General features: G+C 34.2%; 17 protein-coding genes. 6 read left to right on the top strand and 11 right to left on the bottom strand.

The window, feature by feature from the left end; genetic code table 11:
• Positions 1–14: 14 nt before the first annotated feature.
• On the bottom strand, positions 15–650 hold the full coding sequence (locus T367_RS0115075; RefSeq protein ID WP_027420596.1) for a YceI family protein: 636 nt from the start codon (positions 648–650) through the stop codon (positions 15–17).
• Positions 651–724: 74 nt separating this feature from the next.
• Positions 725–1,717 carry a YihY/virulence factor BrkB family protein gene (locus tag T367_RS0115070; protein ID WP_027420595.1) on the bottom strand — a complete coding sequence of 331 codons (993 nt, stop codon included), beginning with the start codon at positions 1,715–1,717 and terminating at the stop codon, positions 725–727.
• A 182-nt stretch (positions 1,718–1,899) separates the two neighbouring features.
• On the opposite strand from T367_RS0115070, the gene T367_RS0115065 reads away from it, so the two are divergent.
• Positions 1,900–2,766 (top strand): bestrophin family protein, encoded by an 867-nt coding sequence (locus tag T367_RS0115065; RefSeq protein ID WP_027420594.1) that lies wholly within the window; start codon positions 1,900–1,902, stop codon positions 2,764–2,766.
• Here the strand turns inward: T367_RS0115065 and T367_RS0115060 are convergent, their stop codons facing one another.
• The 3 genes from T367_RS0115060 to T367_RS0115050 form a co-directional block, all read right to left on the bottom strand.
• A complete protein-coding gene (locus T367_RS0115060; RefSeq protein ID WP_027420593.1) occupies positions 2,767–4,464 on the bottom strand; it encodes a toxin-antitoxin system YwqK family antitoxin in 1,698 nt (565 codons plus the stop codon). It lies immediately after the preceding gene.
• 51 nt (positions 4,465–4,515) lie between these two features.
• The gene (locus T367_RS0115055) at positions 4,516–5,187 is read right to left on the bottom strand and encodes a LysE family translocator (protein ID WP_027420592.1); all 672 of its coding nucleotides are present in this window, start codon (positions 5,185–5,187) and stop codon (positions 4,516–4,518) included.
• A gap of 78 nt (positions 5,188–5,265) precedes the next feature.
• Positions 5,266–6,042: an exodeoxyribonuclease III gene (locus tag T367_RS0115050; RefSeq protein WP_027420591.1), complete on the bottom strand. Its 777-nt coding sequence runs from the start codon at positions 6,040–6,042 to the stop codon at positions 5,266–5,268.
• A 205-nt stretch (positions 6,043–6,247) separates the two neighbouring features.
• Between T367_RS0115050 and radA the strand changes: the two genes are divergently transcribed.
• The 3 genes from radA (at position 6,248) to recO (ending at position 10,707) form a co-directional block, all read left to right on the top strand.
• Positions 6,248–7,615: a DNA repair protein RadA gene (gene radA, locus T367_RS0115040; RefSeq protein ID WP_027420590.1), complete on the top strand. Its 1,368-nt coding sequence runs from the start codon at positions 6,248–6,250 to the stop codon at positions 7,613–7,615.
• Between the two features lie 75 nt (positions 7,616–7,690).
• On the top strand, positions 7,691–9,991 hold the full coding sequence (porZ, locus tag T367_RS0115035; protein ID WP_027420589.1) for a type IX secretion system anionic LPS delivery protein PorZ: 2,301 nt from the start codon (positions 7,691–7,693) through the stop codon (positions 9,989–9,991).
• On the top strand, positions 9,991–10,707 hold the full coding sequence (recO, locus tag T367_RS0115030; RefSeq protein ID WP_027420588.1) for a DNA repair protein RecO: 717 nt from the start codon (positions 9,991–9,993) through the stop codon (positions 10,705–10,707). The genes porZ and recO overlap by 1 nt, the downstream gene beginning before the upstream one ends.
• A gap of 69 nt (positions 10,708–10,776) precedes the next feature.
• On the opposite strand, the gene T367_RS0115025 is transcribed toward recO, so the two are convergent.
• From T367_RS0115025 to T367_RS0115000, 5 genes are all read right to left on the bottom strand, one after another.
• Positions 10,777–13,716: a zinc-dependent metalloprotease gene (locus tag T367_RS0115025; protein WP_027420587.1), complete on the bottom strand. Its 2,940-nt coding sequence runs from the start codon at positions 13,714–13,716 to the stop codon at positions 10,777–10,779.
• A gap of 1,509 nt (positions 13,717–15,225) precedes the next feature.
• Positions 15,226–16,446: a C1 family peptidase gene (locus T367_RS0115015; protein WP_027420585.1), complete on the bottom strand. Its 1,221-nt coding sequence runs from the start codon at positions 16,444–16,446 to the stop codon at positions 15,226–15,228.
• A gap of 119 nt (positions 16,447–16,565) precedes the next feature.
• A complete protein-coding gene (locus T367_RS0115010) occupies positions 16,566–17,756 on the bottom strand; it encodes an HU domain-containing protein (protein ID WP_027420584.1) in 1,191 nt (396 codons plus the stop codon).
• A gap of 186 nt (positions 17,757–17,942) precedes the next feature.
• Complete coding sequence (locus T367_RS0115005; RefSeq protein ID WP_027420583.1) at positions 17,943–18,656, bottom strand: carboxypeptidase-like regulatory domain-containing protein; 714 nt, start codon at positions 18,654–18,656, stop codon at positions 17,943–17,945.
• A gap of 70 nt (positions 18,657–18,726) precedes the next feature.
• Entirely contained in the window at positions 18,727–19,404 is a 678-nt protein-coding gene (locus T367_RS0115000; protein ID WP_027420582.1) for a TIGR02117 family protein, read from the bottom strand.
• Between the two features lie 81 nt (positions 19,405–19,485).
• Between T367_RS0115000 and rlmN the strand changes: the two genes are divergently transcribed.
• Both rlmN and T367_RS0114990 read left to right on the top strand, forming a co-directional pair.
• On the top strand, positions 19,486–20,559 hold the full coding sequence (rlmN, locus tag T367_RS0114995; protein WP_027420581.1) for a 23S rRNA (adenine(2503)-C(2))-methyltransferase RlmN: 1,074 nt from the start codon (positions 19,486–19,488) through the stop codon (positions 20,557–20,559).
• The gene (locus tag T367_RS0114990) at positions 20,556–22,091 is read left to right on the top strand and encodes a hypothetical protein (protein WP_027420580.1); all 1,536 of its coding nucleotides are present in this window, start codon (positions 20,556–20,558) and stop codon (positions 22,089–22,091) included. Before rlmN ends, T367_RS0114990 begins: the two co-directional genes overlap by 4 nt.
• 38 nt (positions 22,092–22,129) lie before the next feature.
• On the opposite strand, the gene T367_RS22625 is transcribed toward T367_RS0114990, so the two are convergent.
• The coding region (locus T367_RS22625) for an integrase core domain-containing protein (protein WP_157454261.1) at positions 22,130–22,457 on the bottom strand (328 nt) is incomplete at its 5' end.

The following is a 22,457-nucleotide window of genomic DNA, read 5'->3' as shown; positions in this document are numbered from 1 at the left end:
AATTAAGCTTCAATCTATTTACAAGTCTTAGTTAATTGCGTTTTAATTGCAATATTTACTTCTGTCCAGAATTTCTTTACACCATCTGTTCCAGTATGTTTTTCAGCACAAGCCTCACCTAAAACATCGAATGCATTTTGCGCTTCAAAATCTAAAATATCAATTTGCGTTACAAACGTGATTGACTCACCATCAACTGTGATTTCACCATCATAAGCTTTTGTCACATTATTCATTGTAATGTCAACATTTGCTCCACTCGCATTAATTGAATTTATTTTTCCAGTAATAAAATTAGTAGAATCCATTTCACCGAAGAAACTCGCTTTAATTTTTGGATCTCTAATTTCATCTTGAGAATTCAAACTATTAATTGGAATACTAAAATTAGCTCCTTCTAAAACACCGTACATATCACTAGCATCAGCATTCGCCTCAACATTTATCTCAGCAAAAGTTCCATTTACCGCAGCTTTTGCTGTATGCTTATATGCTGTCCAAGTTAAAACTGTATTGCCAGGATCGTAGTTATAAGTACAAACTTCCTCTACTGCAACTTCTTCAACTACCGTTTCTTCAACAGTTTCCGTACCACCGCATGAAATTAAAAAAACACTAATAAAACCGAATACTAAATAACTCTTTTTCATAAAATTTTTCTTTTGAACCTATAAAATTAATATATATAAAGAGATACAAGGAAGTTATCTACGTAAAATAAATTTTAAATAACTGGTTCTTTCTTATATCGCTCTTTAATTTCACCTAAATTATCTAATTTTTTCTTCTGCATTGCGCCATGAATACTTGCATTCAACTCAAAACCAAGTAATAGCACAAACGAAATCAAATAAATCCACAACAGCAAAATCATTATCGTTCCTAAGGATCCGTATAGTTGATTATAAGTAGCGAATTGTTGAATATAAAAAGAGTATAATTGTGAACTTAGAATAATCAAAACAGTAGCCAAAGTTGCACCTGCAGAGAAAAATTTAAACTGTTTTCTGTTCGATGGTCCGAAGTAATATATAAAGGCTATCGTGAAATAAAGTGTTGCAATAACAACAACGAATGTTATCGTAGAAAATATCCAGCTCACATTATTGGCTATAAAATCGCTGTTCTCTCCTGCAAAATGCAGCATCTTTCGAACAATTAAAACGCCTAAAAACAAAGCTAAAATTCCGATTATAATTCCAACAACGAATAAAAAAGAAGTGATTTTTGTAGACAACCAGGACCTCTTGTCAAAGTTTGCTTTAGAACTATTAAAGGCTTGAATGAGTTCCGTAAATCCATTCGAGCTGAAATATAGCGCTAGAATAAATCCAAAAGAAATTAAAGAATTCACAGTTGAATTATGAAACTCGTCCAAATTAGAAGTAAAGTTATTGAACAATGATTCGGGAATAAAACTCCCCAAAACTGGCGCAACATCCCTTTCTAGATCAAAAAACGGAATATAAGCACTTAAAACGACCAGAATCAATCCAAAAGGAATCATGGCTAAAAAGAAATGAAAGGCAAGGGATGAAGCTCTTGTAGACAATAACCCTCTTCTAATTGACCAAACAAAAAAGAATAGAATTTCCCAAAGCGAAACCCCTTCAAATCCCGGTAAAATTATACGCCGCGAAAAATGAATAATGCGTCTTACAACGATTACTTTGAACCAACGAATCAGCCAAAATATTTTTTCTTTTATCCATTTCACAAAACAAATATAGTAACCTCAGCTCGATTACAACAAATTTTCATAGCGGACCAGAAAATGTTGAGACTTCGGCTAAAAAATAGTCAAGCTGAGGTTAGTAGTATTTCACAATAGTATATCTACAGACTGGATTTGACAATTAGAATAATTAGAAATCCTTACTTTTACCAAAAAATTCAAAAATGATTAAATACAATCCCAAAATTTGGTTCTCACACATTATCACAATTCGCAAAAGTGACACACTTTTCATTCTTTGGAAAGAATTGGTAATGCTTACCGTTTTTGTATTTGGGTTAAGTTATATTGAAATTAATTATTTTGAAAACATGAAAAAATGGAGTGAACTGATTGCAGTTTACTCATTAATAGGATTTGTTTTGTCATTACTATTAGTTTTCAGAACGAATACAGCTTATGATAGATGGTGGGAAGGCAGAAAAAAATGGGGAGAGCTTTTGAACAATTCAAGAAGTTTTGCAATAAAAATTAATGCTGCCATAGATTCAACTGAAGACAAAACATTTTTCAAGCGAATGATTACCAATTATGCTATTGCTTTAAAAGAACATTTAAGAGATAATAAATCCTTTCAATTATTAGATCTTACTCCAGAAGAGTTGGACAAAATTAAAAGCATTGATCACGAACCAAATTTCATCTCAAACCTGATGTACCAAAAACTAAAAAGCATTCAAAAAAGAGGTAATTTAAGTGAAATCGACTATATGATTCTTGATACAAACTTGAATAGTTTCATTGATGTTTTAGGGGTTTGCGAACGAATTAAAAACACACCAATTCCCTATTCTTATAGTAATTTTCTCAAAAAATTCATCTTTATATATGTGATTACAATCCCTTTGGCTTTTGTGGGATCGTTTGGATATTACTCAGTACTAGTAAGTATATTTATCTTTTATGTACTAGTCAGTATAGAAATATTGGCAGAAGAAATTGAGGATCCATTCGGAACAGATGACAATGATTTACCGACTGATGATCTAACGCTTAAAATAGCAGCAAACGTTAAAGAAATACTGAGTTAATTATGGTTTAAAAGTTTTTCCTTTTCCATCTGGTCGAACTTCACTACCCTCTTCAAAAGTTTTCTTTACAACAGGTTTTCCTCGTTTATCGAAAATAAACATATCACCATGTTTTAAGCCGTCTTTATAAGATATTTCTTGTGTGACACGATGTGGTCTCCATTGATAGATTAGCATCTTGCCATCTAATCTTCCATCTTTATAATGAATTACGCGATTGGCCTTAGCACCACCAGGATAATAATAGATCCAAGCACCCTCTTCCTTTCCATTCTTATAATCTCCTTCGTGCGTCATTTTTCCATCCTTATCCGAAAACCATATCCAATGACCATCCTTCACACTTTCCTTCATTGAACGCTTAGAAAACGGCCCGTATTTGACGTGTTTCTTATAACTTATAATTTTATACGATCCAATTTCCTGTAATTTCCCTTTCTCAGTATACCGTTGCCATTCTCCCGTTTTTAAATCTTCTTCGTAAACACCTTTTACATGCAGCACATTCTTTTTGTAATAAGACAACCACTCTCCGTTTAATTTGCCCATATTAAAATGGGCCTCATTCTTCACATCTCCATTGTCAAAATACTGAATCCAATGACCATTCTCTTTGCCTTGAACGAAATTTCCTTCTTTCAATAATTGCCCGTTTTCAAACCAAGTTTTCCATGTTCCCTCTTCTAAATCATTTAAATAATTCCCCGTTTTCCAATCTTGTCCGTTTTTATAATAAAATTTCCAGTTCCCATCTCTTTTTCCAGCTTTAAATGTGCCTTCACTTTCTACGTGAATAGAATCACCAGGAAACCAATAGGTCCACAATCCTTCTTGTAAATCGTCCTTAAAATCACCTTCCATATCAACAGTTCCAACTGTCGTATACCAAGTCCAATGCCCATTTTTTTGACCATTGTTAAAATCCCCAGTGACGTTCAATTTTTGGTTGTCATAATATTTCGAATAAGGTCCCGTCAATTTATTCCCTGAATAATTTACGATTCGATCTAAAGTCCCAGTGTAATAAAAGTATTTCCACGTTCCTTCTTTTTTATTATTAACATAGTTACCCTTAACAAAGATATTTCCTGCAACAGTAAACTCCTCAAAAGGACCATTTTTTAAACCATCTTTATACGTATAATATTCGTCCAAATATCCTGTACTTGCATAATAAAGAAATGTTTTTCCATCACCATCTTTTAAGGTCTGTGTACTGTCTTGTTTCCAGAAATTTTTGACATAAGTAATGGTATCGATAATCTCTTCTTCCATCATTAAAAACCCGTTAGAATAATAATGTTTCCATTCTCCAATGGGTTGATCCATTTTATAAGTACCGGTCTCCATTAGTTTACCTGAAGGATACCATTTTGCAACTGTACTATCTTGATGCCCCATTTTGAAAAAACCTTGTTCTTTTGCTTTTCCATTCGGATAAAAGGTAACTACTTTTCCATGTAATTGTCCTTTAAAATAATTGCGTTCCTCCTCTAGCCTGCCTTGTTCGTCATAATAACGCCATAAACCATGCTCATCTGTTGTAGCACCAGTAAATTCATCGGCATAATAATAACCTTGGCTTTGTAGAACTGAATTATTAAAGTCCCAAAAATTTTTGACCATTTTTGGTTTTGTTTGACTATAAGACAGTGTAAATGAGGCAAAAATAAAAGTAATAAATAGAAGGAATTTCATTTTATGTTAAGTCGTTTCTTTAATAAGTAAAAATGGGTAATATGTTACGGTTTATTTTAGCAGCGCTATGATTCCTTGAATTAAAAATAGCGTACCAAATGTTACTAAGATAAAACCAAGTACACGATTCACTATACGAATCCAAGCTGGGGTTAAAAAGTCTTTTAATTTTTTAGCACCGAGTATTTTTAAGATATCAATTCCAAAAAATGTGATTAAAATGATTGAAATGTAAATTAACTGAGTGTAGAACTTGTTAATATCAAGGCTATCAGGCGAATCAGGTATTATCGATAACAATGTTAACCAATAAAATAAGACCCCAGGATTAATCGCATTAATCATAAAACCTTTGGCTGCTATCATAAAATAATTATTAGCCTTTAGATCGGCCGCATCCATAACACCTGGACTATCTGCTTGCTTTTTGACAGGTATCTTTTTACCAAGAATGTTTGACAAACCAAAAAGTATAAAAAACACACCTCCTATTATACGCATTGCATAACGATGATCACTCTCCATTAAAGCTTGTACCTCTTGAAAAAACAAGAATGCAACAGTAACATATATCAGGTCACTTAATAGCACCCCTAAATCCATGTATAAAGCAGATTTAACGCCCTTAACAATACTTGTTTCTATCAGCATAAAAAAAGCTGGCCCCACCATTAGACTCAATAGTAAACCATATCCAATACCGCCAATTATTATTTCTACCACAAATTACTAATTAGAATCTGAAACTTTCAAAATATTAAATATAACCGAATCAATTAATTCGTCCTAATCTACTTTCTTTTAATTCAGAACGTCATTCATTTCTATCACAATTGGACAATGGTCTGAATGCACTGCCTCTGATAAAATTGCAGCCTTCTGTAATTTATCACCTAAAGACTCACTTATAAAATGATAATCAATTCGCCATCCTAAATTTTTACCTCTTGCTCCAAATCTATAAGTCCACCATGTATAATTATCAGGTTCCTTATTCAACGTTCGGAAACTATCTATAAACCCTGATTTTAAAAATTCAGTCACCCATTCTCTTTCTTCAGGTAAAAATCCAGAAGATTTTTTATTCGAAACAGGATTATGAATATCTATCGCTTCATGACAAATATTTACATCACCAGATATCAATAAATTGGGTCTTGTTTTTTTAAGCTCGTCTATATAAACACGAAAATCTCTTAAATACTCCATTTTAAAATCTTGCCGCGCATCCCCACTACTTCCACTCGGAAAATAACAACTCAACACAGAAAAATCACCAAAATCCGCTCTTATAATTCGACCTTCAGCATCATATTTTTCAATACCACAACCATATTCAATATGATCTGGTTCTTTTTTAGAAAAAATTGCAACACCACTATATCCTTTTTTTTCAGCTGAATACCAATAAGTATGATATCCCGCCTCTGTAAAAATTTCAAGGTCTAATTGATCCTTATGTGCCTTTGTCTCTTGAAGACATACGACATCCGGATTCTCACTTTTTAACCAATCCATCCAATCTTTTTTCAAAGCTGCACGAATTCCGTTAACATTATACGATATAAATTTGGCCATTGTTCTAATTAAAAAACTAAAATTAATACTTTATAAATGAATAGGCACAATTTTATTAGAACGATATGGCATCTTGTAATTCCATCCGGCAAAAATTCGTTTTAAAATGCCTAAATTGGAAATAAGTACAGCCTTAAAATGATATTTAAATTTAAACGTAAAAAATTTACGATGATAATTGACACCTTTGTGCAAAGTTAAAACCATGTCTAAAACTAAAACTTCTTTTTTCTGTCAAAATTGTGGAACAGAATCGCCAAAATGGGTAGGTAAATGCAGTTCGTGTAACGAATGGAATACTTATATCGAAGAAATAATTCAGAAAGCACCTAAAAGTGCAACCCCATTTTCATCATCATCAAGTCAACGTGCTGCTAAACCGCATAAATTAAACGACATTGAAAGGTTAGAAGAGCGTCGAATCATGTTAAAAGATGAGGAAATGAACCGTGTTTTAGGCGGAGGAATTGTTCCGGGCTCTTTAATCTTATTTGGTGGGGAACCAGGCATTGGAAAATCAACTTTATTATTACAATTGAGTGTGAGTGAGGTCGACAAAACCATCCTTTATATATCAGGAGAAGAGAGTGAGCAACAGGTGAGTATGAGAGCTGATAGAATTGGTTCTAAAAATGAAAACTGTTACGTTTTAACGGAGACTTCAATAGAAAATATTTTCATTCAATTAGAAGCTGTTAAACCTGATTTATTGGTAATCGACTCCATACAAACCGTCCATACCTCTATGATTGATTCTTCACCAGGAAGTGTATCACAAGTAAAAGCTTGTACGGCAGAGTTTTTGAAATACGCCAAAGAATCGGGCACACCGGTATTCTTAATTGGACATATCACAAAAGAAGGATCATTAGCAGGACCGAAAGTTTTAGAACACATGGTTGACGCCGTTTTGGTCTTCGAAGGGGACCGCAATCACGTTTATCGTTTGGTTAGATCGGTTAAAAACAGATTCGGTTCAACCAACGAATTAGGCATATATGAAATGGTGAGTGCAGGCTTGCGACAAGTTGATAATCCTTCAGAAATTTTAATCACGAATAATGACGAGCAATTAAGTGGAATCTCCATCGCATCGACAATTGAAGGCGTTCGACCAATGTTGATTGAAGTGCAAGCTTTGGTCAGTACGGCTGCATACGGAACACCTCAGCGCTCAACAACTGGTTTTGATTTAAGACGATTAAATATGCTACTTGCTGTTTTGGAAAAACGTTGCGGATTTAATTTAGGCGCCAAAGATGTCTTTCTAAATATTGCCGGTGGAATTAAAGTCAATGATCCTGCTTTAGATTTGGCGGTTGTTTGTGCAATCATGTCCTCAAACGCCAATATTCCCATTACAAATGGCATTGCTTTTTCGGCAGAATTGAGTCTTTCCGGTGAAATTCGACCGGTGAGTAGAATCGATCAACGGATTTCTGAAGCAGAAAAAATGGGTTTTGAAAGTATCATTATTTCCAAATATAACAAAGGCGTAAAACAGGATAACTATAATATAAAAGTGCATCAAGTTGGAAAAATTGAAGATGCCATTCGAATTATATTCGGTTAATTTCCGCATTTAAATTGTATTCTCAAAACAATATTTTTATTAGAAAACGGTTATTTGTATGTAACTTTGAATACGATGAGAAAATTTTTGTTTTTTGCACTTTTATTGTCTAACGCATACAGTTTTGCCCAAATAGGAATGAATCAATGGCGCGTCCACTTCTCAGCTTTCACAGCGAAGGGAATTTGCGAAACGTCTGATGCAGTTTACATGGCATGTGCAAATGGAATAATTAAGTACGATACTGAGGACAATTCATTACAAGATATCACTCCCATCAATGGCCTTTCAGAATTGAGTATTTCAAAAATCGCAAGTCATAATAACATTGTTTTTATAGGATATGCCAATGGTAATTTAGATGTTTTGAAGAACAATACCGTTACGAATATTCCCTGGATAAAAGCTGCCGATGTTGGTGGGGACAAAACGATTTTCAATTTCTGTTTTGACGGAAACTTGGCTTATGTATCAACAGGATTAGGGTTGATCGTATATGACATCGAAAAAAATGAAATAAAGGATACTTATTACCCTTACAATAATCCCTTAATATATGATGCTACAATTCATCAAGACACGATTTTTGTAGGCACACCAAATGGCATTTATTGCGCACACAAAGATCAGCCTTATTTAAATGATTTTAACAATTGGCGTAAAAAAACCAATTTACCAGAATCAATGGTCGATAAAAAAATACCTATAATTGAATCTTTTGGTGATCGATTATATTTCCTATTAGACTCAGACACATTCAATTTAGACACCATCATTTACATTAAAGATAATATTACTAATTACTTTGAATATGATATTGATGTTAAGGATTTTTATGTTGACAAAGACGACAATGTTATGCTCGTCAACAAATATGCTTCCGTGCAAAGTTTAAATATAGAAGGAACGTATTTAGAGCTAATTTTTCAATACCCATTTAAATCTGTAGCACCTGTTGGAAGCGTTTTGAGAGATGGCCAATTCTGGATTGCTGACTCAGAGTCTGGTTTAGTAAAAGCTTTAAATTCGTGGTCGGCTCAGACAATTTATTCGAATGGACCAGCAACTGACGCAGCATTTAAATTAGATATACAATACGGAAAAGCTGTTATTGCAGGTGGAGGATTGACACCTAATAGAGCAAATATATTTGACAGAAGTGGTATTTATGTTTTTGAAGATGAAAATTGGACAAATCTCAATTTTCGCAACCAAGAAGAAATGGATTTTGACGTTGATTGGGATTTTATTTCTGTTGCTGTTAATCCTAATAACACGAACGAGTTTGCTTTCGGAAGCTTTTCATTAGGAGGATTGAAAATAGTTAAAGATGGTAAAGATATAGTCGAAGCTTATGATCCGGAAAACTCGAATATTGAAATTAACGGTGGTCAAATATCAATAGGTGATATGAAATATGATCAAGATGGTAATTTATGGATCCTCAATGCAGGAATAGAACCATTGAAAGTATTTACACCAGACGGCAATAATTATTCATTTAGTTTAGGTGCTAGCGCAAGAAATAGACCTCCAATTAGATTAATAATTGATCAAAACAATGTTAAATGGGCTGGCTTTGCAGGTGGTGGATTAATAGCCTTTGATGACGGAGGAACTTTAGCCGACCAGTCTGACGACCAAATTCATACACTAACAACTGCTGAAGGCTTCGGCAATTTGCCCAACGCTAATATTTTAAGCGTTGCAGCGGATGCTGACGGTGAAATATGGATTGGTACTGCAGAGGGGCTTGTTATATTATATTCAACAGCTAATTTATTTAGTAATGAATATGGCGCTGTGGATGCCAACCCAATTTTAATTCGCGTTGATTCTGAAAACGAAAGATTATTCGGAACCTCATCTATCACAGCAATTGCCATTGATGGAGGAAATAGAAAATGGATTGGCACCGCTTCTGCAGGTGTTTTCTGTATTAGTGAAGACGGCAAAGAAGAGATTTATAACTTCACCGCAGAAAATAGTCCGCTTATCAGTAATAGCATCTCAGATATTCAGGTCGATCAATTATCTGGTGAGGTTTATTTTGCGACAACCAATGGACTCGTATCATTCCGTTCAGATGCTACTTTAGCAGATCCGGAATTTAGTGAAGTAACGGTATTCCCAAATCCAGTGAGGCCAGAATTTTCAGGACCTATTACTATTCAAGGTTTAGGATATGAATCGGATGTTAAAATCACTGATATTTCTGGTAATGTTTTATATCAAACGGTGTCCAATGGTGGAACTGTAATTTGGAATGGTAAAACTTTATATGGAGATAGAGCCCAATCTGGTGTTTATTTAGTGTGGACGGGATCGGTTACTGGTAAAGGAAAGAATGTCGCAAAAATTCTGTTTATTAATTAATGGCAAAATTCACCCTTGATGGAATAGTTTTAAGTAAAACTGACTATTCAGAAACGAGTATTATTCTTAAAGTTTTAACGAAAGAAGAGGGTGTAAAAAGTTTTATTTTTCAAGGCGCCAAACGCAAGAATAAAAAAGGCAACTTAATTCAACCGTTAAATCAATTATCTATTGAATTTTACCAAAGAAACGACAGTGAATTGGCGAAGGTTTCAGGCATTGAAGCGGCCATTATTTACAAGTCAATTCCTTTTGATCCTTTTAAATCGAGCATTGTATTTTTCATCAACGAAATCTTATTAAACACATTAAAATCGCATGACAAAAACGAAGAACTATACGATTTTATAAGCCAAATACTACAAGTACTCGACTTGACTGAAACTTATGCTAACTTGCCTATTAAATTCTTATTTCACTATACAAAGCTTATAGGTTTCTTCCCTAATATGGTCGAAAATCCGCGGTATTTTGACATGAAAAATTGTTCATTCACTTCAACTCAACCACAGCATCCTAATTATTTATCTGCCCCTTTAACATCAACACTCTTATCAATTGTAAATGCAGATTTTGACGGTAAAAATGATCCAGCAATCAACAGAGAAATTCGTAAATCTATCCTATTAGCTTTGGTCAATTATCTACATATTGTTTTGGATGATTTTAAGGCATTGAAAAGTTTGCCTGTCCTTGAAACCTTGATGGAAGATTAATCTTTAATGAAAATAAAAAAAGGGAAACAAAATTAATTGTTCCCCTTTTTAATATCCTATTTATCCGGTCTATCTATTCAGAATAATTTTCTGACTTGAAACACCATTCTTCGCTTTAATATTCACGAAATAAATGCCATTAGACAATTTACTTAAGTCTATGTGTATAATATCTTGTTGAACCTGTGATAATTGAACAGCTATTACATTTTCTCCGATAACATTGACGAACGTTATATTTAGATCTTCCTTTTCAGACAAATCAAAACTTAAGTTCAATTCACCATTCGTCGGATTTGGATAAATCTGAACAAAGTTCGTTAATTCAAAATCATTGATACCAGCACCATTGTCTACAGTTACAACAACATCCACTTCTGCTACACATCCATCATCATTCGTAACGATACAAGTATAAGTCGTAGTCACAACAGGAGAGACTGTAATAGACGCATCACTACCAATTAAGTCACCATCTTCATACCAACTCCAAGAAATACCACCAGCTACAGTCAATTCAGTTGACATGCCAAGGTCAATAGTTACATCGTCAGAAATACCTGGTGTAAAATCACTATCAACACCTATTGTAGCAACCCCACTTATCTCACATAAATTATCGTCCGTTACAACATAATTATAAGTTCCAGAAGCTAAATCTTCAAAAACATTTGTTGCTACAAAGAACAATCCATCATCAATTGAATAATTGTAAGGACCACCATCACCACCAGAAGCGATAAAGGTAATACGTCCATCTTCATTAATACAATTCTCATTACTCACCACAACCTCTAAATCTAACTCATCATTGATTGTAAATGAATGACCAGCTGAAACATCACTGATACAGGCACCTTCTACAGTTAAAGAAACATCCCATGTTCCAACATCAAAAGCTTCATTGATAATATCTCCAGCAAAGAAATAAGTATCGTCACCATCTGTAATTTCCCACAAATAATCAGTTGCATTAATTGAAGTTGAACCATCCAACTCAACATCTACTCCTTCACAAGCAATTCCAACTGGAATATTAACCAATGAAATTGGAGGACCACCATCACCGCCAACAAGCACATCCATAATTAACGAACAATCAGGTGCAGATCCGAATATTTCAGAAGTTCTTAACCAATCCGTTTCAGGATCGAATTTTAAAATAGTTGAACTCTCCCCACTTGGCCGATCATCGAAAGCCGTTGTAGTAAATATGATGGTATCAAATCCAGCAGAATAATCAAATTCAAACCCAACCCAAAAATCACCTACTACAGAAATTGCCGGCGTAAATTCAATATTATTATAAAAACCTGCATTTAAATCGGCTAAAGGCACCTCAGTTGAACCCAATATTGTTCCTGGTTCTCCACCAGCATCATCCCAAACATGGAAAGTAATCACACTTGCTCCAAGAATATCATCAACCTGAATAATTGGAATATTAATTCCTGCTATTTGAATTGGTGCTAACGAAGTATAACCTTCTGCTATAAACTCCGCTCTGAACCCTCCTTCGTCTAGCGTAAATTGTGCAGGATAATAACCAGCTTCTCCTGTTACGCCATAATATACTGACCCAGCCAATTCTTCATCCGTATAATTTCTCAAAGTATCACAGCTCACATCTCCGCCACCTTCTATAACCTGAATATAATCAACTTTAGATTCTGAATCAGATCCAGCTCCATTAGAGACATTCAATGTTATAGTATAAAATCCTTCTTCGTCAAATTGAATAATTGGGTCTTCACTTGCAGCATCAGTTCCTAATATATAACTGACACCAGTCATCGGTGCAACAGTCCAAGTCCAAGTTGTTGGGAAATTATCACTTAAATCGTCAAAGCCTACTGCCCCACCTGTTCCGATAATCGTTGGATCACCTTCAAAATCTGCAACAGGTGCCGTTTCTACAAGCGGAACACATTTTGTTGATTCAGTTAATTCTAATCGAGAATCTTCAAGAACTAAATGCATTAAATCAACTTGATCGTCACTGAACATTACTGTACAGTTCGAATAATCCATATAGTTTTCATATTGTGTTTGAATGCCAGGGCAAGTAGTTTGAGAACCAGAACAAGTTCCAGCATAATCAAAAGATGGACCAGCAGTACTTGGTGTATCATCTAAACCATCATCATCATCACAACCGCCATCATTACCCCATGTATGTGGTAAACCTAAAAAATGCCCAATCTCATGTGTTAAAACACGATTAGAAGGCTCAAGACCTAAATTATAATCAATTACAATCCCATCTATATTTGACGGCGGTAAGAATTCGACTGTTGGAAGATAAGCATATCCAGCAACACCTGCCAAGGCACCGTTTGTAATATCACAAATCCATACATTTAAATATTGATCTCTATCCCATGGTTCAGTACCACTACCTCCATCAATAGAACTTTTCATTTTATTGGTTTCATCACCGTATTCATACCAAACTTCTTCCGTTTCTACACGATGAATTCCTGGCTCTAAAAGTGCTTCACCATCTTCATCAGTAGTTGCTAAACAGAATTCAATATCAGCATTTGCCCCAACAAATCCGAATCCATCTCTTGCATCATCTATATCAGCATTATCAGCAGCAAAATCTTCATTTACCGCATCCAATAATGCTTCAATATCAATAGCAGACACATTCTCTTCGTCCGTATTATAAATCACGTGAAAAATAACAGGAACGGTATATGAAGACCTATCGCCACCACCGCCGCCACGACGAACTAAATTGTTTTGACGCGTAATCGATTCCGCATATGCATCGGCAATTCCAGCTTGCGTAATCCAATCTTTTGTAATATGATCCGTTAAACATTGTTCTGGATCATGGATATGTGATAAATCAGGAGACACCCGCGCATCATAAGTTAATACTGATGGATTGCTAATTGTCGTTGATACCATTGGGCTACTAACTGCCACTTGCGCATTAATTGTATTGCCAATAGGCAATAGTCCGGCAAGTAACGTTAGACATACGTACAGTTTTTTCATAAAATTAGTTTTGGTTAGTAACTAAACTAACGGTAAACTATACGTAATGGTTGAGGAAAGGTTATAATGGTACATTTAAGTTGACCTGAGTCCTAAGCATAAATTTCGTGTTTTTCGCTATGCAGGATAAATGGAACAGTTTAAATAGTTAAATAGTCACTAGTCTTGAGTCGCTAGTCTTTAGAGTTTAAAAATTGTCTTTATTTTTATATGCGTCCTATGGGTTTGCTTAGCGGCCTTTGTGGTTAAGACATTTAATGTCCCAGTAAAAAACGAATAGCGATTTGACGAAGTTAACCGCAAAGCACACGGAGTCCAACTTCGCCAAGGCTACGTTGGTTAAATAGGCACAAAGTTCACAAAGCGAATAATTCTATAATGCTTATTAATTTTGGACTTGTTTCTTTCAAAAGTTTCCTGCATATCTTCCGATTTGATGGGGAAGCCAATAATAATTCCTGATTAAACGATAAAGCAAAGCTAAGTCCTGAAGGGACGACATAAAATAGCGGAGGAAGAATTCCTTCGATAATTAGGTTGCCATAAGAAAGTTTAAAACCCCGCAGGGGTGACATAATTTATTTGAAAGGGACGAGAATGGGATCATGTATAATCAAAACATAACCGGTTGGGGGTAGCTATCAGTACGAAGTCACAGGTAACCATCCAAAAAGTCTTTTGTCTTTCTGTACGTTCATGAAAACGGTCAACTCTATTCAGGAATGTACATTTAAAAATTGTCTTCCTTTTTCTTTGTGTCTTTTGACTCTGCTTAGCGGCCTTTGTGGTTAAGACATTTGATGTCCCAGTAAAAAACGAATAGCGATTTGACGAAGTTAACCGCAAAGCTCTCGGAGACCAACTTCGCAGAAGCTACAATGGTTAAAAAAGGCACGAAGTTCACAAAGCGTTTATTTCTGTATTCTTCTTTAATTTGGGACTTGTTCCTTTCAAATAGTTCCTAAAAAACGACGCAGAGTTGTATAGTGATAAGAAAAACCAAGTCCCGAAGGGACGACATAAAATAGCGGAGGAAGAATTCCTTCGATAATTAGTTTGCCATAAGAAAGTTTAAAACCCCGCAGGGGTGATATAAAATTTTGTGCATGCAAGCAGGTCAATTTCTTGTTGAGACATTTCTTTTAGCATAAAAACATAAGTAGAACATGTGACCCCTTTAGGGTCTGCCATGAATTGAGTTACATTCGCGTTTAGTACGTATAGGTTTCCACCTCTAAATCCGTTTTGATAGCTAAGTGATATAAATTTAGAATTTAGAAATTCGTATTTCTTAACCCTACCCCGCACTGAGCGCCAGACGAAGTGTAGGGGCCACATATAACCCGAAATTCAAACCATTAAAAATAGATAGTCAGATCAGAAAGTCACGCCAACCATATCTCCTCGAATCCTTTTACAACAACCTTAGCGTAATGAACAGGACGGGTTTAACCAAAAACAGCCAACAAAAAAAATTGCTGGCTGTTTTATAAAATCAATAGGGATTTTTTACAATCCTAACTTCTTTCTTAATTCTTTTGGTAAAGCATCTTTATGCACATAAATATTGATTGTTTTATAATCAAAAAACGCTTTAGAAACATATAAATAACCATCACAATGGTTACCTGTTCCCCATGAGTTTTTAATTAATAAATAATCTGTTTTATTTTGATCTTGATAAAGACCAACTGCATGCATGCCGTGATCATCAGTTGTTTGTTTATTATCATAACCAGCTTGACGAATTTCTTGCGTAATTACTTGTTCTTTCACTGGCTCCATAAAACAAGATGCTATTTTTTCTGCTCCTGCATCAGAGAAATTTTTATTGTTTTGACCACGAACTTGAATTGTTGATTTGTCTTCAGGAACGACAGCTAAACCAGATCTAAAATCAAAATAATCTTCTGATACATCTGATGCCCATGCAAAAGTATAACCCGTTTTTAGTGAATTTTCAGCGACTGCCCATAAATCTTCTAATGTTACATTATAACTTTCTCCCCATGCCCAGTTGTCAGCAATTGCTAAAAAACATTTTTCGTTATAAGGGTGATTGCTAAATGATGTAATAGAAACATAGTCATCCATATTTAAACCTAAATGATCACGGTAAGTGATTGGATTATATTTTGCTCCATCAGCAGTAAACTCAAATTCCTCAACTTTTTCAGGAATTGGTCCTAAATAAGCATTTAAAATTCCACGTAAAGCATTTTGCCATGAAGATGAAAGTGCAGCACTACCACGTAAATTTTTAGTTGATTTTAAAACACCTTCTGTCGCTCCATTTAACACTTCGTATAATTCAGCATGCGTATGTGTTTCTGTTCCGTAATTTAAACCTGAATAGACAGATGCTGGAACAATTCCTTTTCTTTTAATCACCCAAGGAATATCGTGAAATGCACCACCTTCTGAAAAATTGGTATGCCCGTCAGTTCGAATAAATTTATCTGCTTTACCTAAATAAGTATTGTAAACGATATACATTTCAGACAATGTCGTTTCTGGCTTACCCATTCTAGTTACTTCAGACTCAAAAAATGAAAGTGCTGAAAAACTCCAACAAGTTCCTGTTCGACCTTGCGACTGAACTGGTGTTGCATCTAAATGTGCTATTTTTTTAAATTCATATTTACTATCTTCTTGATTCGTTAATTTTTCTTGTGCAAAGACACAACCAAATGCCATTGTAAAAATAAGAAATCCCGCTATTTTTTTCATAAATTTTAACTTAATGCGTAAGCGGGTAAATTTACAAATCTAATTTGAAGCTACAAAATGGTTTAATGCTAAGATGTGGATTAAAAGGATAAAAGAAGAAAAGAATTGATAGACGGCAGTTATTTTCTAAGAATCCAACCAGAAATGCCTTTAGCTTTTAATGCTTCAAGTTTTGTTGCTGCAGTTTCAGCATTATCAAAACCACCTCCACTTACGCGATAAAGTCCTTTGTTTTTATCAACTATAAAAGCATTCTCTCCTTCTAATTTTAATTGAGCTGCTAAATTTTCAGCATTCTCTTCAACAGAAAAACAACCACGAATTACATGGTATGGATATTCGATTGTTTTTGTTGCTGGAACCACAGATTCAGCAGCAATTTCAACAACCTTTTCAATTTCATTTTTATCTAAACGAACAGGAATGAAAATTTGATCATCAAATTGGAAATTATAAATTTCAACAGATTCATTTAGACCTGTAGTCAATTCATTCCAAGATTTATTTTCAACAGTTGAAACAACCAACTCATCAATATTTAATCTTGAATTGTACGTCCGCTGATCGTTTTTGTGCAAAGGATTAAAATCAGCTACTTGAATATTTCCAGTATTTAAAAAATCAGTTTGCATTGGTATCCAATACGAATAAAACAAGAATGGTAATGCAACAGCAGCAGCGATATACTTGAATTTTGGTCGCCATTTTCTTTTCGAATCAATCGCAATAACTTCAACTTCTTCTTCAACAGACTCATGAATTAGAACTTCAGGTTCAACAGTACTATTTGCTGTCTGCTCAAATTGCGGCGTTTCGACTTTTAACGGAATCACAACCGCTTCCTTCTCTTCTATTTTCTCTGCAACAATTACAGGTTTCTTTTCGGCCTGTTGAGCAACATATGGAACGAAATTCACACTTGTTAAACCGTAAGCATTCAACAATAAATTTGCATCTCTGCTTTGCTCAAAAACTAAGTTTTGCTCTTCAAGATATAGAAAACCCATATCTCCGATCTCAATGCGTTCACCCAAATTAAGTTGCTCTTGCCAACTCACTACATTCTCTCGAATATAAGACAATGCTCCGTCATAAGTCGATGTATTTTGCTTGGCAACATAATTTGCCAATAAACCATCGTTATTGGTCAACTTTGCATTGAATAAGATGCTTTTAGAAGGCGGATGAATTTGCTGTCTGACTTCATCAATAACCGCAGATTTATAATTGGCTATAAATCCCCCAAAATTAGGAACAATAACACAATTGTGTTGTTTCAGTAAAGCGGTTATAAATGCAGATAATTCCATAATATACTCTCAAAGATAAGGATTGTTATTTGATTACCGATTGGACTAAAACAAATTAATCTTTCAATAAGCTCAAAACAGACGAATTCATACGGTAGTAAATGCGAATTGTTACAGTAAAATATAAAAAAATCTGTCCAATTAATTTATTTTAACTGGACAGATTAATAATCAGTTTTTTAGAATTTATTGGCGTGCTTTCCACGCATAATACAAATCAAAATAACCTTTTGTTTCAAGAGAAATTACACCACCTGTTGTATCGCCATATTTGGCCGGAATACCACCAGTATATGCTTCAAGACCACTAATTGCAATTCCTGGAATAGAGCCCATATCATCCATCTTAACACCATCGATATAATAAATTGCATCACCAGGTCGTGAACCTCTAATAATAATATCATTTGTACCTTCAATCATTGTAATATCCGAAGATGAACCCACCAATAAATCAACCGGGCTTCTTAAGAAAACTGAATTTTCGATATCCTCTGTTAAAAATTTGATCTTTACTATATCATGTTCAATTTTCACCGAATTATAAACAACAGTAACGGTAGTCATAACGTTATGATTGGTAGACATTATATTTACCGTTGTAAATCCATCAGCTGATACCTTAACTGAAGCAATTTGCATCGTATCAAAACCATATCCTTTAGAGATTACATTATATGTACCCGGTCGCAAAGCTTCAATAGAATACTTTCCATTTATATCAGCTTTAACCCTTCTTGTACCCGACTCCGTCTCAACCCAAACCTTTGTATAAGGAATTACTATCGTTGGATTCTCTGCTTCATAAACTGTTCCTTTAATTGTTCCTAAACCTACCTGCGCAGAACTGCTTATCGCTGTAAACAATAAAACTGCTATAATTAAAATGCTCTTTTTCATAATCCTATTTTTTATGTTCTCTATTAAGATGCAGGCATCATTAACATTCCATAAAAAAAGTTGAAAAAAATTATTTGGATAGGTGCATCATGATCCCATCAGCAGACAAAGCAAATAACCCTGTTTTTACATTAACAAGTTTAAGCGCTTTATTGGTCCAGCGATTGCACGTCTCAAATAAATGATAATTACCATTGGCTTCATAAAAATTATCATTCGACCAATAACCTCTGCCTGGAATTAAAACCGCTTTATTATCTTTCAGCGTAAAACTTCCCTCGATGTATTTAATCAGTTTTGAATATTGTTCTTCACTAATGAATAATGTTTTACAAGATTCAGAATGCAATAAATCATTTGAAAAATAAGCGACATGCATGGCAGTACCACTATTCAAAAAAGCTGCATTTACAGCAGTAGAAAAAGTTAAATCACTCCATTCGGGCGTATCTAGAAAGAAACCTTTATCTCCCCATCCAATAGAAACATATTTCAACTGTTTAACATTGCCAAAATCTTCTGATGGAATCAAAGCTGTCCAATCATAAAAAGGAGTTTTAACAGGCAAACAGATATCTGTATGTACCCCATTCGATTTCACATAAATCTTCACCCCATCTTCCTGCAGCTCACCAAAACCGAATAAACCACCGCCAAAAAAGACAATAAAGTAAAAAGCGACAAATGCGAAAACGAGTTCAATGAAATAATAAAACACCTTCCCCGTTCGATTAACAACAGTTTTCATAAGTGTATGAAAATATCCATTTAACATTGAATTTGCAAGACTTAAGTTCACTTTCATTACCTTTGTAACAGGAAAAGTTATATGGCGAGTACAAAAAAGAATATTAGGGAATTGACATTGGAGCAAATAATTGCAATAATGGAAGCGGCGGGAGAAAAGAAATTCAGAGCCAAGCAGGTGTATGAGTGGATATGGAAGAAGGGTGCCCATTCTTTTGATGACATGAAAAACATATCTAAAAAAGTTATTGACTTATTAGATACTGAATTTTTTATTGACAATATTAAAATATCCGATCAACAAAAAAGTAATGATGAGACTATAAAATGTGCTTTCACAAGTTTTGACAATCATATTACTGAAGGTGTATTGATTCCTACAACCTCTAGAATAACAGCTTGTATCTCGTCACAAGTAGGTTGTAGTTTAGCTTGTAAATTCTGTGCAACCGGTCGTTTAAAACTAATGCGGAATTTAACTGCAGGAGAAATTTACGATCAAGTATTACTATTGACAAGACTGTCACATGAGCACTACGATCAAGCTTTAAGCAATATTGTTTTTATGGGAATGGGTGAACCATTATTGAACTATAAGAACATGTTGGCTGGTATTGAAAAAATAACTAGCGAAGAAGGGTTGGGAATTTCTCCTAAACGAATCACTGTTTCGACTGCGGGAATTGCTAAAATGATTAAAAAAATGGGGGATGATGAAGTTAAATTCAATTTAGCCTTATCATTACATGCTGCGAACGACAAAAAACGTAGTGAGATCATGGAGATTAATGATTCGAACAATTTAGATGCTTTAGCTGAATCGCTCATATATTTCCATCAAAAAACAGGATCTCGTATCACATTTGAATATATCATATTTAAAGACTTCAACGATACCTTAGCGGATGCAAGGGAATTGGCTGATTTCTGTAAAAATGTACCCGTAAAAATTAATATCATTGAATATAACCCGATTGATCAGGGAGAATTTCAACAAGCTGACAAAAACAAAGTGGATGCATTTGCGGAATTTTTAGAATCACTAAATTTAGTGGTTAATGTTCGACGCAGCAGAGGCAAAGATATTGATGCGGCTTGCGGACAACTAGCCAATAAAAACGGATCTATAGCGTTAAAAGAACGGGTATTAAAATGAAACTTAGTTTAATTGTCATATTATTTTTCGGTTACCAATTTGTATTTGGGCAATTAAACACGCCCATAAGTGGACCAGTTTATGAAATAACTAAAAAAGAAAACTTCAACGGCTTCATTGGCGAGAACGATCAACATTTATTCACTTTAGATTATGCATTTAGCAATCGTAAAAAGCAAGAATTAAATGTAAGACGTTTTGCACAAAGCAATATGGCTTTTGTTGACGAGGTTAATATCTATTCAGTTTTAGAAGAAGAATATTATAACGAACCGAAAGAAGTCTTTTATTCCAATGACACTATCTTTTTATTTTCGATATTAACAGGAGATAAGGATTTAACACCATTAATAAGCCTTGAATTATTCAACCAATACGGTGAGAGATTGCAATATTCGATTGTTGATTCCGTTCGATTTGACGAGCATTATCATATCAAAGAAGCTGAAGACAAAAAAGGTTTCTTAATTGCTCGACATAACAAATTCCGCAACTTAGCAGAACAAGAAATTTATCTTTTAGCATTAGACAATTCAGGAAAAACGAAATGGAAGAATACTTTAAAATCTCCTTATGCTTTGCAAAGCTTAACGATTGAAGAAATTTATTACTCGAGTGAGTCGCCCGTTTATCTTTTATGTAATTACGGATTGAATTTAGATAACAAATCTATCGATAACGAATTGGTAAATAATACCTATGCTTTATGGGCTTATAAACCAGAAAACAAATTCCTTAAAGAGTTCGAATTGCGTTTGAATAACCGTTGGATAAATGGTGTTAAAATGCATTATGATGGCAAGGGAGAATTATTGATTTCAGGTTTTACAAATGAGACACGGAAGAAGACCGTTAACGGTGTGTTTTCGTTAATTATTAATAAGGATTTCACAATTAAACAAAATCATACTTATAAATTTACAAAAGCTTTTTTATCAAAATTCTTAACCGCTAAAGAACTTGATCGACAAAAGGAATTAGAGGATATGATTTTACGTGATTTGGTTCTTTTATCAGACGGCTCTTACTTTTTACTCAGCGAACACTACAATCAATATACAGAACGTAATTATGACCCTAGAACAAATATAACAACTACTACAGAGCATTATAATTACAATTCAATCATGGTGTCCTATTTTGACAAAACAGGAAAGCATATCTGGAGTGATCGCATTCCTAAATTCCAACATTCCATTAACGACTTTGGATATTTCTCATCATTCTCATACTTGCATAACAAAAATGACATTTATATCTTTTTCAATGATTCGCAAAAAAACAACGAATTAGAATTAGATGATTATTTTAATTATAACGGAATTTATAACAACCGCAAATTTCAAATTACACAGGTTCATTTGAACAGATATGAAGTTGTTGATCGGAATGAATTTCTTCTACAGGGAAACAATAACTTTATGTTGCGTGCAAAACGCAGTAACCAAATAAATTCAGAATCCATTTATTTATTGGGTGAATCTGGAAGAAACAGAAAAATAATCAAGGTGAATATTGCTTCACCTCAGTAGATTTGACAACCCTGAATTTAGTTAATATATGTAAAGTTTCACAAGGTTGTTAACGGAAGTTGATTAATCTTGTCTTGTAAATTTAGTAGTTTATTTTCAAACTTTTTTGGTTCTACAATAAATATTTCAGGTTCTAATTGATACCATTTATAAATTGCTTGAATTGGTGTTTTAACATCAAGTTCTTTTCTCAGTGAGCCATGTCTTCTGTATAAATTGTAGTTACACATAAAATTAAAGAGATCTTTATGCATCTGGTCGTATGAATTATAAGAGTGTTTTAAAATTGTATTAGACTTAATGGTTCTATTTACTCTTTCTACCATGCCATTCGTCTGAGGGGACGCAGGTTTCGTTAGCCTATGG

Origin of the sequence: Crocinitomix catalasitica ATCC 23190 (assembly GCF_000621625.1) — a bacterium.
Taxonomy (GTDB): domain Bacteria; phylum Bacteroidota; class Bacteroidia; order Flavobacteriales_D; family Crocinitomicaceae; genus Crocinitomix; species Crocinitomix catalasitica.
The sequence above is the reverse complement of the archived record's forward strand: the minus strand, read 5'-3'. Positions and strand labels throughout refer to the sequence as shown.

Bases quoted from the DNA above. Each gene is read 5' to 3' on its own strand.
- T367_RS0115075 (WP_027420596.1), bottom strand. From the start codon at position 650: ATGAAAAAGAGTTATTTAGTATTCGGTTTTATTAGTGTTTTTTTAATT.
- T367_RS0115065 (WP_027420594.1), top strand. From the start codon at position 1,900: ATGATTAAATACAATCCCAAAATTTGGTTCTCACACATTATCACAATT.
- T367_RS0115060 (WP_027420593.1), bottom strand. From the start codon at position 4,464: ATGAAATTCCTTCTATTTATTACTTTTATTTTTGCCTCATTTACACTG.
- T367_RS0115050 (WP_027420591.1), bottom strand. From the start codon at position 6,042: ATGGCCAAATTTATATCGTATAATGTTAACGGAATTCGTGCAGCTTTG.
- radA (WP_027420590.1), top strand. From the start codon at position 6,248: ATGTCTAAAACTAAAACTTCTTTTTTCTGTCAAAATTGTGGAACAGAA.
- porZ (WP_027420589.1), top strand. From the start codon at position 7,691: ATGAGAAAATTTTTGTTTTTTGCACTTTTATTGTCTAACGCATACAGT.
- recO (WP_027420588.1), top strand. From the start codon at position 9,991: ATGGCAAAATTCACCCTTGATGGAATAGTTTTAAGTAAAACTGACTAT.
- T367_RS0115025 (WP_027420587.1), bottom strand. From the start codon at position 13,716: ATGAAAAAACTGTACGTATGTCTAACGTTACTTGCCGGACTATTGCCT.
- T367_RS0115015 (WP_027420585.1), bottom strand. From the start codon at position 16,446: ATGAAAAAAATAGCGGGATTTCTTATTTTTACAATGGCATTTGGTTGT.
- T367_RS0115010 (WP_027420584.1), bottom strand. From the start codon at position 17,756: ATGGAATTATCTGCATTTATAACCGCTTTACTGAAACAACACAATTGT.
- T367_RS0115005 (WP_027420583.1), bottom strand. From the start codon at position 18,656: ATGAAAAAGAGCATTTTAATTATAGCAGTTTTATTGTTTACAGCGATA.
- T367_RS0115000 (WP_027420582.1), bottom strand. From the start codon at position 19,404: ATGAAAACTGTTGTTAATCGAACGGGGAAGGTGTTTTATTATTTCATT.
- rlmN (WP_027420581.1), top strand. From the start codon at position 19,486: ATGGCGAGTACAAAAAAGAATATTAGGGAATTGACATTGGAGCAAATA.
- T367_RS0114990 (WP_027420580.1), top strand. From the start codon at position 20,556: ATGAAACTTAGTTTAATTGTCATATTATTTTTCGGTTACCAATTTGTA.